We start from the raw sequence: 13316 nt of genomic DNA, 5'->3' as shown, positions 1-13316 counted from the left end.
GGGAATGATGAATAACATGCAATATCAAAAAGGGATGTCCGGACCGGGCTGGATTCTTGTTCTGGCACTGATTGCCTTTTTCACACTGCTGGGACTGAAAGTCATTCCGGTTTATATGAACTCCATGACTGTCGGCTCTGTCCTGTCTGATATGGAAGAGGAGCCGGGCCTGGGCCGTAAATCTCCGGCTGAGGTGCTGGAAACACTGAGCAAACGCCTGAGTATCAATATGATCAGGGATATCGGTCGCGATGAAATCTACCTGGAATCCGATAAGGATGCGTATTACATCGATATCGCGTATGAGGTGCGTCGCGATTTTATTGGTAATATCGATCTGGTGCTGAGTTTTAATAAAAGTGCGGAGATTTCCAAACGGTAATGGCGCATCTGGATAAACTCTGTCGCAAACTGGGTTATGCGTTTCAACAACCCGAATTACTGGAGCGGGCCTTAACCCATCGCAGCTTCGGTTCCCGCAACAACGAGCGCATGGAGTTTCTCGGTGATGCGATTCTCGGTTATCTCGTCAGCACCGAGCTGTATAACCAGTTTCCGAAAGCCAGCGAGGGCCAGCTGAGTCGGTTGCGCGCCAGTCTGGTCAAGGGAGAAACCCTCGCGAGTATTGCGACCGAGCTGGAACTGGGTGAATACCTTCAACTGGGCTCCGGTGAATTAAAAAGCGGCGGCCATCGGCGCCGCTCGATTCTGGCCGATGCTTTTGAAGCCGTTATTGGCGCGGTCTATCTGGATAGCGGTATCGACAGTGCCCGCGCGCTGGTACAGACTTTCTTCCATGACAAAATTACCGGGCTTGATCCCCAGACCCTGCAAAAAGATCCCAAGACCCGACTCCAGGAGTTTTTGCAAGCGCGTGGCACCGAGTTGCCCGAGTACGAGGTGATTGCCACAGAGGGCAAGGCGCATGCACAGCGTTTTCGCGTTGCCTGCCGTATTGCGGGAATCGACGAGCCGATACTCGGTGAAGGTACCAGCCGGCGCAAGGCCGAGCAGGCTGCCGCCGATAAAATGTTACAGACACTGGCAGGGCAGGATCATGGCTGAAGCGTTTCGTTGTGGTTATGTCGCGCTGGTGGGGCGGCCCAATGTGGGTAAATCCACCCTGATGAACCATTTGATCGGGCAAAAACTGAGTATCACCTCGCGCAAGCCCCAGACCACCCGCCATCGGATTCTTGGAATCAAAACCACGCAACAGGCCCAGATCATCTATGTGGATACACCGGGTATCCATCAACAGGCCAAAAAGGCGATGAACCGCTTCATGAACCGTACCGCCAGTGGCGTGCTGGAGGATGTGCAGGTCATTGTGTTTGTCGTAGAAGCCCTTAAATGGACTGACGAGGACGACATGGTCCTGGCCGCGCTGAAAAATACCCGCGCGCCGATCATTCTTGCCGTCAACAAGGTCGATCGTATCAAGCAAAAAGATCAGTTATTGCCGTATTTGCAAACGTTGGGACAAAAATACGATTTCGCCGAGGTCGTGCCGCTGTCAGCCAAATCCGGCAGTAATCTGCCTCAATTGGAACAGACAATCATCGGGCATCTGGAACAGTCCGAACCCTGGTATCCGGAAGATCAGCTGACCGATCGCAGCGCCCGTTTTCTGGCCGCCGAGATCGTGCGCGAGAAACTGATGCGTAATCTGGGGCAGGAACTGCCTTATGCCACGACCGTCGAAATCGAAAAATTCGAGGAGCTGGAGCGACTGAACCGGATTCACGCCCTGATCTGGGTCGAGCGGGACAACCAGAAGTCGATTGTCATTGGCGAGAAAGGTGAACGCCTGAAAAAGGTCGGTCAACAGGCACGCCTGGACATGCAGAAACTGTTTGATAAAAAGGTTCATCTGGAATTGTGGGTCAAGGTCAAGGCGGGCTGGTCCGATGACGAACGGGCGCTGTCCAGTCTGGGCTACCGTGACGACGATTAACCCCGGAGTCAACAAAGCCCATGCCGGCGGAACATCGTCAACAGTTGCAATACGGCTTTATTCTGCATAGCCGGCCGTATCGCGATACCAGCAGTTTGCTGGATATTTTTACCCGTGATGGCGGTCGGGTTTCGCTGGTCGCCCGGGGGGTGCGCGGCAGCCGCTCACGTAACAGTGCCCGCCTGGAAGCGTTCGTGCCGTTGTTGTTTTCCTGGGCCGGACACGGCGAGCTGCGAACGATGACCGCCGTGGAGTCGGGAGGCACGGCTTATTCGTTGCCCGGCAGCCGGATTATCAGCGGCTTTTACATGAACGAGCTGATCCTGCGGCTGCTGCATCGCGACGACCCGCACCCGGAACTGTTCGCCTGCTATGAGAGCGCCTTGCAGGGCCTGCGGGACGAATCGGTTCCCCAGGAGGCGGTATTGCGACGCTATGAGCGGGAATTGCTCGAAGAGCTGGGTTACGGCCTGCAACTGGCGGAGGATGCCCACAGCGGCGAACCGCTGCACGCCGACAGCCAGTATTGTTATCATCCCGAGCAGGGACCGATAGCACAGCCTGACAGTTCGCAGCGAGAGTATCCGGTCATCAGCGGTCAAACCCTGCTGGCGATTCGCGCTAATGACTATCAGGACTCCCGGGTATTGCGCGAAGCCAAGATCCTGATGCGCTTTTTGCTCAGCCAGCATCTGGACAACCGGCCGCTCAAATCCCGCGAGCTCTACTGGCAAAGTCGTGATTTATAAGTGACTAGTCACTAGAAACTGATTTCGAACGAGGTAAACAATCCGTGTCCGACGCAAGCAATGAAATTTTACTGGGTGTCAACATCGACCATATTGCCACCCTGCGCCAGAGCCGGGGAACGTTGTATCCCGAGCCGGTCCAGGCCGCACTGCTGGCCGAGCAGGCGGGGGCCGATTCCATTACCCTGCATTTGCGCGAAGACCGACGGCATATTCAGGATCGCGATGTGCTGATGTTGCGCGATCTCGTGCAGACCCGGATGAATCTGGAAATGGCGGTGACCGACGAAATGCTGGCGATCGCCAGACAGATTAAACCGGCGGATTGCTGTCTGGTGCCCGAGCGGCGCGAGGAATTGACGACCGAAGGCGGGCTGGATGTCAAAGGCCAGCGCCAGCGCATAGGCGATGCCTGCCAGCAGCTGGCCGATGCCGGCGTGCGCGTTTCACTGTTTGTTGATGCCGATCCCGAACAGATCAGCGCCGCGGCCGAGTGTGGTGCGCCGGTGATCGAAATCCATACCGGTCACTATGCGGATGCCACGACAGCGGCCGACAGGGAAAGTGAGTTCGGAAAAATTGCCCAGGCGATGGAGCAGGGTCTCGGTCTGGGGCTGCAGGTCAATGCCGGCCATGGCCTGCATTATCACAACGTCAGTCGGATTGCCGCGCTCAAGGGTGTCCGGGAGCTGAATATCGGGCATGCGATTGTGGCCCGCAGCGTTTTCACCGGTCTGGAAGAGGCCGTGCGGGAAATGAAGCGACTGATGGTGACGGCGCGATTCGCTCCCTGAGTTTAACCGCTAGCCAACGTCAGCGTCAGACGAAGGAACCTGCAAGAACAACACGGTATCCACCTCCATCTCCGGGAGTAGCCTGAATGTCAGGCAGCGCGGTGCGCAGCCTGACCTGCCTCTTGCGCACCTTTTTGGAACAGTGATTTAGCGCCTGTGCACGCAACCAGCAGAAGTGACTATACGCGGCAAAACTATCGCTGTACCGGGGATACTGTCCCACCGCAAGGGATTATGTCTCGGCGCGCAGCTGTTCGGCCAGCTGTGGCCCCTGTTCCTGCAGGCGGGCGATTTCCGTACTCAACCGGGCAAAACAGGCCTGCAGCTGATCCGTTTGCTGCTGCTTGATGCATTCTTCCATCGCCCGGGCGGTCTCGCGCAATGCCGGCACACCGCAATAGGCGGTTGAGCCATAGAGTTTATGGGCCGGATCCCACATGGCGTCTCGTGCGCCGCTATCGATGGCCTGCGCCAGCTGACTTTGCAACACAGGCAGTTCCTCGAGCAGCATGCGGAACAGATCGCAGGCCAGCTCGCGATTACCGCCTGCCTGTGCCAGTGCCTGTTTTTTGTCCAGCAGGGCCGGCGCCGCTTGTGCCGAATCGGTTTCTGTCATGTGTCAGCCTCTTTGAGCGGATGGTGATAACGGGTTTGTGCCAGGGTTGATGCCCGTTCCGTGAAAATTGTCCCGGCTGATGAAAATGCAGCCCATAACGCGGTAAACTGTGGCAATGAACTTTCCAACGATTGAAGCCTTTGTCGGCAACACCCCCCTGGTTCGCCTGCAACGTTTGCCCGGTGAGACCAGCAATACCCTGCTGGTCAAGCTCGAGGGCAACAACCCGGCCGGATCGGTCAAGGATCGGCCCGCCCTGAGCATGATCCAGCATGCCGAAAAACGGGGTGAAATCCAATCCGGGGATACCCTGATCGAAGCCACCAGCGGCAACACCGGCATCGCGCTGGCCATGGCGGCGGCCATCAAGGGCTATCGCATGGTGCTGCTCATGCCCGAGAACATGAGCGTCGAGCGCCGCGCGGCCATGAAAGCCTATGGCGCCGAGATCATCCTGGTCAGTGAACAGGCGGGCATGGAAGGTGCCCGGGATCGGGCCGAGCAGATGGCCGCTGACGGGCAGGGCAGGCTGCTGGATCAGTTTTCCAACCCGGATAATCCGCTGGCCCATTATGAAGGCACCGGCCCCGAGATCTGGCGGGATACCGACGGCGGTGTAACCCATTTTGTCAGCGCCATGGGGACCACGGGGACCATCATGGGGGTTTCGCGCTATCTCAAGGAACAAAGCCGCGCCGTGCAGATTGTCGGCGTGCAGCCCGCCGAAGGGGCGAAAATCCCCGGCATTCGCCGCTGGCCCGAGGCCTATCTGCCCGCCATTTTCGATGCGGCGCGGGTCGATCAAACCCTGGACGTGACCCAGGAGGAGGCCGAGGAGACCACCCGGGCACTGGCCGCCCGGGAAGGTATTTTTTGCGGCATTTCCTCCGGCGGCGCGGTGGCGGCGGCGTTGCAACTCTCCCGGCAGGTGGACAATGCCGTCATCGTCTCGATCATTTGTGATCGGGGAGATCGCTATCTTTCGACCAATGTTTTCTCCGCCTGAGCCGCCCGGATCACCATGGCACGCCAACGCCGTATACAGACCACCGAGCCGGTTATTGCCGACATCGAGAACATGACCCCCGAAGGTCAGGGGATTGCCCGCATCGCCGGCAAGACCGTCTTCATCGACGGCGCGCTGCCCGGCGAGCAGGTGGAGTTTGTCTATACCCGTAGCCGGCGTAATTACGATGAAGGCCGGGTCCAACAGGTCTTGTCGGCTTCGCCAGCACGCGTCGAGCCGACCTGTGCGCACTTCGGAGTTTGCGGCGGCTGTCGCCTGCAACATGTCAGTAGCGAAGAGCAGGTGCGTCTCAAGCAACAGACCCTGCTGGATGATCTCGCCCGCATCGGCCGGGTGACGCCGGAGTCGGTTTTGCAACCGCTGACCGGGCCCATCCGGGGTTATCGCAACAAGGCGCGGCTCGGGGCCCGCTATGTGGACAAGAAAGAAAAAGTGCTGGTCGGCTTTCGCGAGCGCGGCAGTCACTTTCTGGCTGAACTGGAACAGTGCCACATCCTGACGCCCGAACTGGGGGGACGCCTGCCCGAACTGGGTGATCTGGTGCGCCGGCTCAGTGGTTATCGCCGGTTGCCCCAGATCGAAGTGGCCGCCGGCGACGAGCAGACCGCGCTGGTGTTTCGCAATCTTGAACCGTTGACTGAAGACGATATTCGTCTGTTGATCGATTACGGCAAGGCCAATGATTTTGTCATCTATCACCAGCCCAAAGGACCGGACAGTGTGACACTGCTCTATCCCGAGCAGGCCACATTACGCTATACACTGCCCGAGTTTGACGTGACACTGGAATTTCTGCCGACCGATTTCACCCAGGTCAACAGCGATATCAACCGCCGCATGGTAAGCCATGCCCTGCAGTTGCTCGAGGTGAACCCCGATGATCGGGTATTGGAACTGTTCTGCGGCCTGGGTAACTTTTCCCTGCCGCTGGCACGTCGGGCGGGCGAGGTCGTTGGCGTGGAGGGCGAATCCGATCTGATTCAGCGCGCCCGGGCCAATGCCAAACTCAACCGCATTGATAACGCGCAATTCCACGTTGCCAATCTGTTCGAGGACACCGCCGCCGAACCCTGGCTGAAAAAACAAACTTATAACAAGGTGTTGCTGGATCCGCCCCGCAGTGGCGCCGCATCGATGATCCCGCAACTGGCCGCCACGGGGGCGCAACGCGTCGTGTATGTCTCCTGTAATCCGGCGACCCTGGCACGCGATGCGGGCGAACTGGTCAACCAGCACGGCTACAGGCTGGCCAGCGCCGGGATCATGGACATGTTTCCGCACACCGCGCATGTGGAATCCATTGCCCTGTTTATCAAAGGTGAATAATGGCGATCGAGATCGAACGCAAATTTCTGGTCAACAGTGATAGCTGGCGCGAGCAGGCCGATGCGGGGCAACATCTGGCGCAGGGCTATCTGATCGGATCACGCGAGGCGTCGGTGCGGGTGCGCATCGCGGGCGAACAGGCCAATCTGAATATCAAAAGCGCGACCCTGGGCATTTATCGTCAGGAGTATGAATACCCGATTCCACTGGCCGATGCGCGGGAAATGCTCGATGCCCTGTGTGAGAAACCGGTCATAGAGAAAACCCGTTATCACGTCAACCATGCCGGTCATACCTGGGAAGTCGATGTGTTCGAGGGGGATAACGCCGGGCTGGTGGTGGCCGAGATCGAGCTGGCGTCCGAATCGGAAACGTTCGAACCACCACACTGGCTGGGTGAGGAAGTCTCCGCGGATCCGCGTTATTATAATGTCAGCCTGGTCAAACATCCCTATAAAGCGTGGCGCTGATGAGTTCACAGCCTGAAGTGCATATCCGCGTGCAGGATCAGACCCTGCGGGTCGTGCAGGACGGTGACGAGCTGGCCTGTTTTCGCGTCGCCACCGCCAGAAATGGCGTGGGCGAGCGCAACGGCAGCCAACAGACCCCGCGTGGCTGGCACAAGATCCGCGCCAGAATCGGTGCCGGGCAACCGGAGAACACGGTGTTTGTCGCCCGACGGCCCACCGGCGAGATCTACACCCCCCGGTTGCGTGAACAGTACCCGCAAAGGGACTGGATATTGAGCCGCATCCTGTGGCTCAGCGGCCTGGAGCCGGGCGTCAACCGGCTCGGCGCGGTCGATACCATGCGCCGTTATGTCTATATCCACGGTTGTCCGGATGAGGATACTATGGGGATTCCCAGCTCCCACGGCTGTATTAAAATGCGCAATGCCGATATTCTCACCCTGTTTGACATGCTGCCCGCCGGCACGCGTGTCCGTATCGAAGAGTAACCGGAATACGCCATGTCACTGGGACCCGTTATGCTCGATATTGCCGGCACGACATTGTCGGAAGACGATCGTGCGCTGTTGTTGCATCCGCACGTGGGCGGCGTAATTCTGTTCAGTCGCAATTTTGAGTCCATCGACCAGTTGCACCAGCTGGTGCGCGAGATTCATGCCCTGCGCGAGCCGCGTCTGCTGGTTTCGGTGGATCACGAAGGCGGACGGGTGCAACGCTTTCGCGACGGTTTCACTCATATTCCCCCGACCCGTCTGTTTGGTCAGATTTATGAGCACGACCATCACAAGGCCAGAGCGCTAACCCGCCAGGCTGGCTGGTTAATGGCCATTGAACTGCGGGTCCTGGATATCGATTTCAGTTTTGCCCCGGTGCTGGATCTCGATTACGGGGTCAGCGAGGTCATTGGCGATCGCGCGTTTCATTCCAAACCCGAGGTGGTGGCCGAGCTGGCCCATGCCTGGATGCAGGGCATGGCCGATGCCGGCATGGCCGCCACCGGCAAGCACTTTCCCGGCCACGGCGCGGTCGAGGCCGATTCCCACAAGGCCGTGCCGGTCGACTCGCGTGATTACCAGGATATCTATCATCACGATATTCTGCCGTTTCGTCGCATGATCGGTTATGGCCTGACCGCGATCATGCCGGCGCATATCATTTACAATAAAGTGGATCGCCTGCCGGCCGGATTCTCCGCCATCTGGTTGAAACAGATTTTGCGCGAGCGCTTGCAGTTTCAGGGTGTGATTTTCAGCGACGATCTGGATATGGAAGGGGCCAGCGTCGCCGGCGAGCGCTATAGCGAACGGGCGCGATCGGCATTGCAGGCCGGCTGTGATATGGTCCTGGTGTGCAATAATCGCGACGCGGCCGTCGACGTGCTGGAGTCGCTTGGGGATTATGAAGATCCGGTCGCGCACCTGCGACTGGCGCGCATGCACGGCAAGGGCGAGGTGGATCGCCAGCAATTGCATGCCTCAAGTCAATGGCGCCAGATTACCGGACAGCTGGATAAATACAGCGCCAATCCATCGCTGGCATTCGATTTTTAATAACAGGCCTATAAGGCACCGACATGCTTGAACAGATTACCCTCTATATCGATGAGCTGCTGGATGGCAACTGGTGGATCGTGCACAGCTTTGTCATTATCTTTGCCACGCTGTTGCTGGACTTTATCCAGAAACGGGTTCTGAAGCATCTGGAAAAACGTTTTCAGAAGACGGCCAGTATCTGGGATAACTCTCTGGTCAGTTCCATTCGTCATCCTGTCACCCTGTTTATCTGGGTTCTGGGTATTTCGTTTTTGATGGCGGTGTTTGATCTCGAATCCGACCGTGCGGTGCGTGAGGTCGGGGCGATCATTGCGATTGCCTGGGCGCTGCTGCGTTTTGTGGATCAGATGGAGAAAAACATTCTCGATCGCAAGGATCTGGAAGGCAAGCCACTGGATAGAACCACGGCCGATGCGATCACCCAGTTGCTGAAAATCTCGGTGTTTATCACGGCGTCCCTGGTCATGTTGCAGACACTCGGGGTCAATATCTCGGCGATCCTGGCCTTTGGCGGTATCGGCGGCATCGCCATCGGTTTTGCGGCCAAGGACATGCTGGCCAACTTCTTTGGCGCCATGATGATCTACTTTGACCGGCCCTTTGCCATTGGCGACTGGGTCCGCTCGCCGGATCGTAATATCGAGGGCACGGTAGAGAAAATCGGCTGGCGACTGACGATTGTCCGTACTTTCGACAAGCGGCCCATCTACGTGCCCAATTCCGTGTTTTCCAGTATCGTGGTGGAAAACCCCTCGCGCATGTTCAATCGCCGGATTTTCGAAACCATCGGGGTGCGCTATACGGATGTGGATGTGTTACCGAAAATTATCGCTGATGTGAAAGCCATGTTACAGGCACATCCGGAAATCGATCAGGAGCAGACCCTGATCGTCAACTTCAACAGTTTCGGTGCCTCGTCGCTCGACTTCTTTGTGTATACCTTTACCAAAACGGTCAAATGGATCGAGTTTCACGAAGTCAAGCAGGACGTGCTGTTCAAAATCAGTGATATTATCGCCAGTCACGGCGCCGAAGTGGCCTTCCCGACCCGGACATTGCATATGCCGGATCTAATAGAAGGTGCGAATCTGCCACAACCACCGACAACACAATAATGAATATCAATACCGTTAACCAGACAATGAACGAGGCGGATTGCCTCTATGATCAGCAACAGGTCGAAGCGGCGCTGGATAAAATGGCCGCGGCAATGACCCAGGTATTGAAAAACAGCGATCCGCTGGTCCTGTGCGTGCTGACCGGTGCCATCATCCCGGCCGGTCATCTGCTGACCCGGTTGAATTTTCCCTTGCAGATCGACTACATCCATGCCACCCGCTATGCCGGTGGGACCAGTGGCGGCGATCTGAACTGGCAGGTGCGGCCTACACATCCTCTGGCGGGACGGAATATTCTTATCATTGACGATATCCTGGACGAGGGAATAACACTGGCGGCGATCATGGAGCACTGCCGCGCCGAGGGCGCGACCGAAGTCTACAGCGCCGTACTGGTGGAAAAAATGCACGATCGTAAAAACGGTTTGCAGGCGGACTTTGTCGGCCTGCGAACCGAAGATCGCTATCTGTTCGGATACGGGATGGATTACAAAGGCTACCTGCGCAATGCGCCGGGTATCTACGCAGTCAAAGGATTATAACTATGTCGAAAGTGGCCATCATCGGCGGCACCGGTCTGACCAGTTTGCAGAATCTGCAAATTTCCGGTCGCGAAATCATGCATACGCCCTATGGCGAGCCGTCCAGTACCCTGGTACGTGGCAAGCTGGGGGATAACGAGGTGCTGTTTTTGCCGCGTCACGGTTCGGGGCATACCATTACGCCGCACCGAATCAACTATCGCGCCAATCTCTGGGCACTCAAGGAGGCCGGTGCCGAGATGATTATCGCGGTCAATGCAATCGGCGGAATCCAGTCCGAATTCCAGCCTGGCTGTCTGGTGATCCCGGATCAGATCATCGATTACACCTGGGGGCGCAGTAACACCTTTTTCGAGGAAGGGGATAACCCGGTCATCCACGTCGACTTTACCTGGCCCTATTGCCGGAGTCTGCGCCAGGCGTTGTTAACGGCGGCGGAACAGGCGGGCGTCGGTGTGATTGATAAAGCCACCTACGGCGCCACCCAGGGACCGCGCCTGGAAACCGCCGCGGAGATCGACAAACTCGAAGCCGACGGCTGCAACATCGTCGGCATGACCGGCATGCCCGAAGCCGTCCTCGCCCGCGAGCTGGAAGCCTGCTACGCCTCCATCGGCGTCGTCGCCAACCTCGCCGCCGGCCGTCATGACGGCGAGATCACCATGGAAGAGATCGAACAACACCTGGCCGAAGGCATGAAAAACGTCCGCACCCTGCTCGAACACGTTATTCCTTTGTTATAAGTAAATAGACAGGATTCTGGTAATAACGCAAAGGATGCGAAGACGCAAAGAACGCAAAGTTTATTATTTTTCTTTGCGTCCTCTGCGCCTCTGCGACCTCCGCGTTATTTACAGCGTGTGTGACACGAGGATGTTACCCCGTCGAATCAGCTATTAATGGCTAGAGTTTGTCGGTTTCGACCGGGTGCATGATGATCAGCATGCCCAGGACGGGGTGGTCGAGGTAGTGCAGTTCGGTGCTGCGGATACGCCGCCGCAGTTGTTTGAGCTGATAAACCACCGGTTCTTCCGATTCTTCGATGTAAAAGTCAAAGCGGCCGGTTTCAGGGCGGGTCTGGAACATCACATTGGCATCGACGTGCAGGTAACGTGACAGGATGACCTTGATGTAGGCCTCCAGCTCGCCGGCTTCACCTTCCGGTTCGCTGTCGTCGTTACCGCGCTGGTCGGCATCGGGTTTCGATGGCTTGCCAGGGCCGGCGGGAACATTGCGGCTCAGGTGCACGTTCAGCGCCTCTTCCCATCGCATGCCTGGCTGGCGCCAGGCGGTATGTAGCAGGACCCGGCGGTTGGGGGATTCCTCGATTTTCTCGATCTCCTCGCTCAGGCGGTATTCATCCCGTGGCAGGGCCTTGAAGGTGTAGGCCGGGTTATAGTCCTCGGGAATCGGGCCGGGATAGGGGCGATTGAGTTCGATCATCACTTCCGACTCCGGCAATCCCCGTTCCACCGAGGTCGGCCAGTTTTCGCTCTGGCGATGTGAGGGCGCCAGGTTCTCGAAGATGATCAGCTCCACATCATAATAGCGAACCGGCTCATCATCATCGGCGGCGAGCGCCGGCAGGGCGAACAGGGCGAGGAGGGCCAGGCAGAGGATCTGTTTCAATGCTATATTCCTTAGCTTACAACCAGGTGAATAATGTAACCAATTATACCCCGACTTGACCAGCGAGAGGTGTTATGGCCGTCAAAGAAGTGCTCAAAATGGGACATCCGGTGCTGCGTCAGGTGGCGGAGCCGGTGAGTGAATTCAATACCCAGGCACTGGAGTCCCTGATTACCGATATGCTGGATACCATGCAAGCCCTGGACGGCGCCGGCCTGGCTGCCCCCCAGATCGGCGTCTCGCAACGGGTGGTGATTTTCGAGGTGGAGGCCAATCCCCGCTATCCCGATGTGGAAAGCGTCCCGCGGACGGTTCTGATTAACCCGGTAATCGTCCCGCTGGATGAGGAGCAGGAGGCGGGCTGGGAAGGGTGCCTCAGCGTGCCCGGTTTGCGCGGACTGGTCCCGCGTTATACACAGGTCCGTTACAGCGGTGTCGATGAGTATGGCGTGCATATCGAGCGGGAGGTCAGCGGGTTCCACGCCCGCGTCGTGCAGCACGAAGTGGATCACCTCGACGGCATCCTCTATCCGCAACGTATGACGGATATGCAGTATTTCGGTTTCGAGGAGGAGCTGGTGCAATTCGGCGTGCCCGGCAGCGGGCCGGCGTCGCGGGAATAAATCAAAGATAGTTAGCAGAGGGCAGTTAGCAGTTGGCAGCACTTGCAAAGGAAAACAGATTGCTTTTGCGTGCTTTTCCGCTTTGCGAGAGGATATTGAGTTTACGAAAAAGACAATTCGATTATATCTCTCGCAGAGACGCTGAGAACGCAAAGAAATCCGACTTTACATTGCGGGTTTGAGTCTTGGTGAAAGGCAATTGAATCAGGAATTAAAAAAACTTCGAGTGGATTTGATTAATGGGTTGGTTGAAAATTATTCATGTCAGTACGGTCATCATCACGATCAGTCTGTTTGTCATCCGGGGCCTGGGACTGTTCATGAATATGGGCTTCATGCGTCAGAAATGGGTAAAGATTGTCCCGCATATCAACGATACGGTATTGCTGGCCAGCGGCATCTGGATGGCCGTGCTGATCCAGCAGTACCCGCTGGTGCACGGCTGGCTCACCGCCAAGCTGATCGCCTTGCTGGTGTATATCGGGCTTGGACTGATGGTGTTTCGCTTTGCCCGAACCCGGCGTGAGCGGGTCGCGTACTGGCTGGTGGCGATCCTGGTGTTTGTCTACATGGTCAGCGTGGCGTTGTATCACCATCCGCTGGGGTGGCTGGTCACCCTTTGATTTGTTCCATCTCCAGGACAATTGCCGGAGCAGATTGAACAGCCGAAGGCTGGCCCGCGTGGAGGCAGGGATGCCCGGAATAACGGTTAAGAAGAGGGGATAAAAAATATTGTCAGGCTCGATAGAGCTATACGATATCGGGCAATCTGACTTGGCCAGACCATATCATATTATGGTAAGTGGCTGTCGCCCTGCGGGCGCCCTGGATCTTGAAAGCGGGCTCTCGTGCCCGCGCGGCGAGTGACTTTTCTTACTTGTCCAAGAAAAGTCACTAAAAGAAAAATGCCCG

At 57.2% G+C, this 13316-nt stretch carries 17 protein-coding genes; 15 read left to right on the top strand and 2 right to left on the bottom strand.

Features of this window, described 5'->3' with window-relative positions; genetic code table 11:
• The first annotated feature begins 16 nt into the window (after positions 1 to 16).
• Genes U5K34_RS13950 through pdxJ form a run of 5 tightly spaced genes read left to right on the top strand, consistent with a single transcriptional unit; the run spans position 17 to position 3500 of the window.
• Entirely contained in the window at positions 17 to 382 is a 366-nt protein-coding gene (locus U5K34_RS13950) for a DUF4845 domain-containing protein (RefSeq protein ID WP_322569009.1), read from the top strand.
• Entirely contained in the window at positions 382 to 1065 is a 684-nt protein-coding gene (gene rnc / locus U5K34_RS13945) for a ribonuclease III (RefSeq protein WP_322569008.1), read from the top strand. Before U5K34_RS13950 ends, rnc begins: the two co-directional genes overlap by 1 nt.
• A complete protein-coding gene (gene era, locus U5K34_RS13940; protein WP_322569007.1) occupies positions 1058 to 1957 on the top strand; it encodes a GTPase Era in 900 nt (299 codons plus the stop codon). The genes rnc and era overlap by 8 nt, the downstream gene beginning before the upstream one ends.
• Before the next feature lie 20 nt (positions 1958 to 1977).
• Entirely contained in the window at positions 1978 to 2706 is a 729-nt protein-coding gene (gene recO, locus U5K34_RS13935; RefSeq protein WP_322569006.1) for a DNA repair protein RecO, read from the top strand.
• A 44-nt stretch (positions 2707 to 2750) separates the two neighbouring features.
• Entirely contained in the window at positions 2751 to 3500 is a 750-nt protein-coding gene (gene pdxJ, locus U5K34_RS13930) for a pyridoxine 5'-phosphate synthase (protein WP_322569005.1), read from the top strand.
• A 232-nt stretch (positions 3501 to 3732) separates the two neighbouring features.
• On the opposite strand, the gene U5K34_RS13925 is transcribed toward pdxJ, so the two are convergent.
• Positions 3733 to 4116 (bottom strand): Hpt domain-containing protein, encoded by a 384-nt coding sequence (locus tag U5K34_RS13925; RefSeq protein WP_322569004.1) that lies wholly within the window; start codon positions 4114 to 4116, stop codon positions 3733 to 3735.
• A 115-nt stretch (positions 4117 to 4231) separates the two neighbouring features.
• On the opposite strand from U5K34_RS13925, the gene cysM reads away from it, so the two are divergent.
• The 8 genes from cysM to U5K34_RS13885 are packed head-to-tail and all read left to right on the top strand — an operon-like array spanning position 4232 to position 10895.
• Complete coding sequence (gene cysM / locus U5K34_RS13920; RefSeq protein WP_322569003.1) at positions 4232 to 5122, top strand: cysteine synthase CysM; 891 nt, start codon at positions 4232 to 4234, stop codon at positions 5120 to 5122.
• Between the two features lie 15 nt (positions 5123 to 5137).
• Entirely contained in the window at positions 5138 to 6469 is a 1332-nt protein-coding gene (gene rlmD, locus U5K34_RS13915) for a 23S rRNA (uracil(1939)-C(5))-methyltransferase RlmD (protein ID WP_322569002.1), read from the top strand.
• Positions 6469 to 6939: a CYTH domain-containing protein gene (locus tag U5K34_RS13910; protein ID WP_322569001.1), complete on the top strand. Its 471-nt coding sequence runs from the start codon at positions 6469 to 6471 to the stop codon at positions 6937 to 6939. The genes rlmD and U5K34_RS13910 overlap by 1 nt, the downstream gene beginning before the upstream one ends.
• On the top strand, positions 6939 to 7427 hold the full coding sequence (locus U5K34_RS13905) for a L,D-transpeptidase (protein ID WP_322569000.1): 489 nt from the start codon (positions 6939 to 6941) through the stop codon (positions 7425 to 7427). Before U5K34_RS13910 ends, U5K34_RS13905 begins: the two co-directional genes overlap by 1 nt.
• A 12-nt stretch (positions 7428 to 7439) precedes the next feature.
• Entirely contained in the window at positions 7440 to 8489 is a 1050-nt protein-coding gene (gene nagZ / locus U5K34_RS13900) for a beta-N-acetylhexosaminidase (protein WP_322568999.1), read from the top strand.
• Positions 8490 to 8512: 23 nt separating this feature from the next.
• A complete protein-coding gene (locus U5K34_RS13895) occupies positions 8513 to 9607 on the top strand; it encodes a mechanosensitive ion channel family protein (RefSeq protein WP_322568998.1) in 1095 nt (364 codons plus the stop codon).
• Positions 9607 to 10152 (top strand): hypoxanthine-guanine phosphoribosyltransferase, encoded by a 546-nt coding sequence (locus U5K34_RS13890; protein WP_322565885.1) that lies wholly within the window; start codon positions 9607 to 9609, stop codon positions 10150 to 10152. Before U5K34_RS13895 ends, U5K34_RS13890 begins: the two co-directional genes overlap by 1 nt.
• Positions 10149 to 10895 carry an S-methyl-5'-thioinosine phosphorylase gene (locus tag U5K34_RS13885; protein WP_416224111.1) on the top strand — a complete coding sequence of 249 codons (747 nt, stop codon included), beginning with the start codon at positions 10149 to 10151 and terminating at the stop codon, positions 10893 to 10895. Before U5K34_RS13890 ends, U5K34_RS13885 begins: the two co-directional genes overlap by 4 nt.
• A 160-nt stretch (positions 10896 to 11055) precedes the next feature.
• On the opposite strand, the gene U5K34_RS13880 is transcribed toward U5K34_RS13885, so the two are convergent.
• A complete protein-coding gene (locus U5K34_RS13880) occupies positions 11056 to 11781 on the bottom strand; it encodes a CsiV family protein (protein WP_322568996.1) in 726 nt (241 codons plus the stop codon).
• 74 nt (positions 11782 to 11855) lie between these two features.
• Here U5K34_RS13880 and def point away from each other — a divergent pair, with 74 nt between their 5' ends.
• Both def and U5K34_RS13870 read left to right on the top strand, forming a co-directional pair.
• Complete coding sequence (gene def / locus U5K34_RS13875) at positions 11856 to 12404, top strand: peptide deformylase (protein WP_322568995.1); 549 nt, start codon at positions 11856 to 11858, stop codon at positions 12402 to 12404.
• Positions 12405 to 12643: 239 nt separating this feature from the next.
• The gene (locus U5K34_RS13870) at positions 12644 to 13027 is read left to right on the top strand and encodes a SirB2 family protein (protein WP_322568994.1); all 384 of its coding nucleotides are present in this window, start codon (positions 12644 to 12646) and stop codon (positions 13025 to 13027) included.
• The last annotated feature ends 289 nt before the right edge of the window (positions 13028 to 13316 follow it).

The sequence above is a fragment of the Thiohalophilus sp. genome (genome assembly GCF_034521165.1).
In the GTDB taxonomy this organism is placed as follows: domain Bacteria; phylum Pseudomonadota; class Gammaproteobacteria; order UBA6429; family Thiohalophilaceae; genus Thiohalophilus.
The sequence above is the reverse complement of the archived record's forward strand: the minus strand, read 5'-3'. Positions and strand labels throughout refer to the sequence as shown.

What these genes read in the sequence shown, in the direction of transcription:
- U5K34_RS13950 (WP_322569009.1), top strand. Translation starts at nt 17, where the DNA reads ATGCAATATCAAAAAGGGATGTCCGGACCGGGCTGGATTCTTGTTCTG.
- rnc (WP_322569008.1), top strand. Translation starts at nt 382, where the DNA reads ATGGCGCATCTGGATAAACTCTGTCGCAAACTGGGTTATGCGTTTCAA.
- era (WP_322569007.1), top strand. Translation starts at nt 1,058, where the DNA reads ATGGCTGAAGCGTTTCGTTGTGGTTATGTCGCGCTGGTGGGGCGGCCC.
- recO (WP_322569006.1), top strand. Translation starts at nt 1,978, where the DNA reads ATGCCGGCGGAACATCGTCAACAGTTGCAATACGGCTTTATTCTGCAT.
- U5K34_RS13925 (WP_322569004.1), bottom strand. Translation starts at nt 4,116, where the DNA reads ATGACAGAAACCGATTCGGCACAAGCGGCGCCGGCCCTGCTGGACAAA.
- cysM (WP_322569003.1), top strand. Translation starts at nt 4,232, where the DNA reads ATGAACTTTCCAACGATTGAAGCCTTTGTCGGCAACACCCCCCTGGTT.
- rlmD (WP_322569002.1), top strand. Translation starts at nt 5,138, where the DNA reads ATGGCACGCCAACGCCGTATACAGACCACCGAGCCGGTTATTGCCGAC.
- U5K34_RS13910 (WP_322569001.1), top strand. Translation starts at nt 6,469, where the DNA reads ATGGCGATCGAGATCGAACGCAAATTTCTGGTCAACAGTGATAGCTGG.
- U5K34_RS13905 (WP_322569000.1), top strand. Translation starts at nt 6,939, where the DNA reads ATGAGTTCACAGCCTGAAGTGCATATCCGCGTGCAGGATCAGACCCTG.
- nagZ (WP_322568999.1), top strand. Translation starts at nt 7,440, where the DNA reads ATGTCACTGGGACCCGTTATGCTCGATATTGCCGGCACGACATTGTCG.
- U5K34_RS13895 (WP_322568998.1), top strand. Translation starts at nt 8,513, where the DNA reads ATGCTTGAACAGATTACCCTCTATATCGATGAGCTGCTGGATGGCAAC.
- U5K34_RS13890 (WP_322565885.1), top strand. Translation starts at nt 9,607, where the DNA reads ATGAATATCAATACCGTTAACCAGACAATGAACGAGGCGGATTGCCTC.
- def (WP_322568995.1), top strand. Translation starts at nt 11,856, where the DNA reads ATGGCCGTCAAAGAAGTGCTCAAAATGGGACATCCGGTGCTGCGTCAG.
- U5K34_RS13870 (WP_322568994.1), top strand. Translation starts at nt 12,644, where the DNA reads ATGGGTTGGTTGAAAATTATTCATGTCAGTACGGTCATCATCACGATC.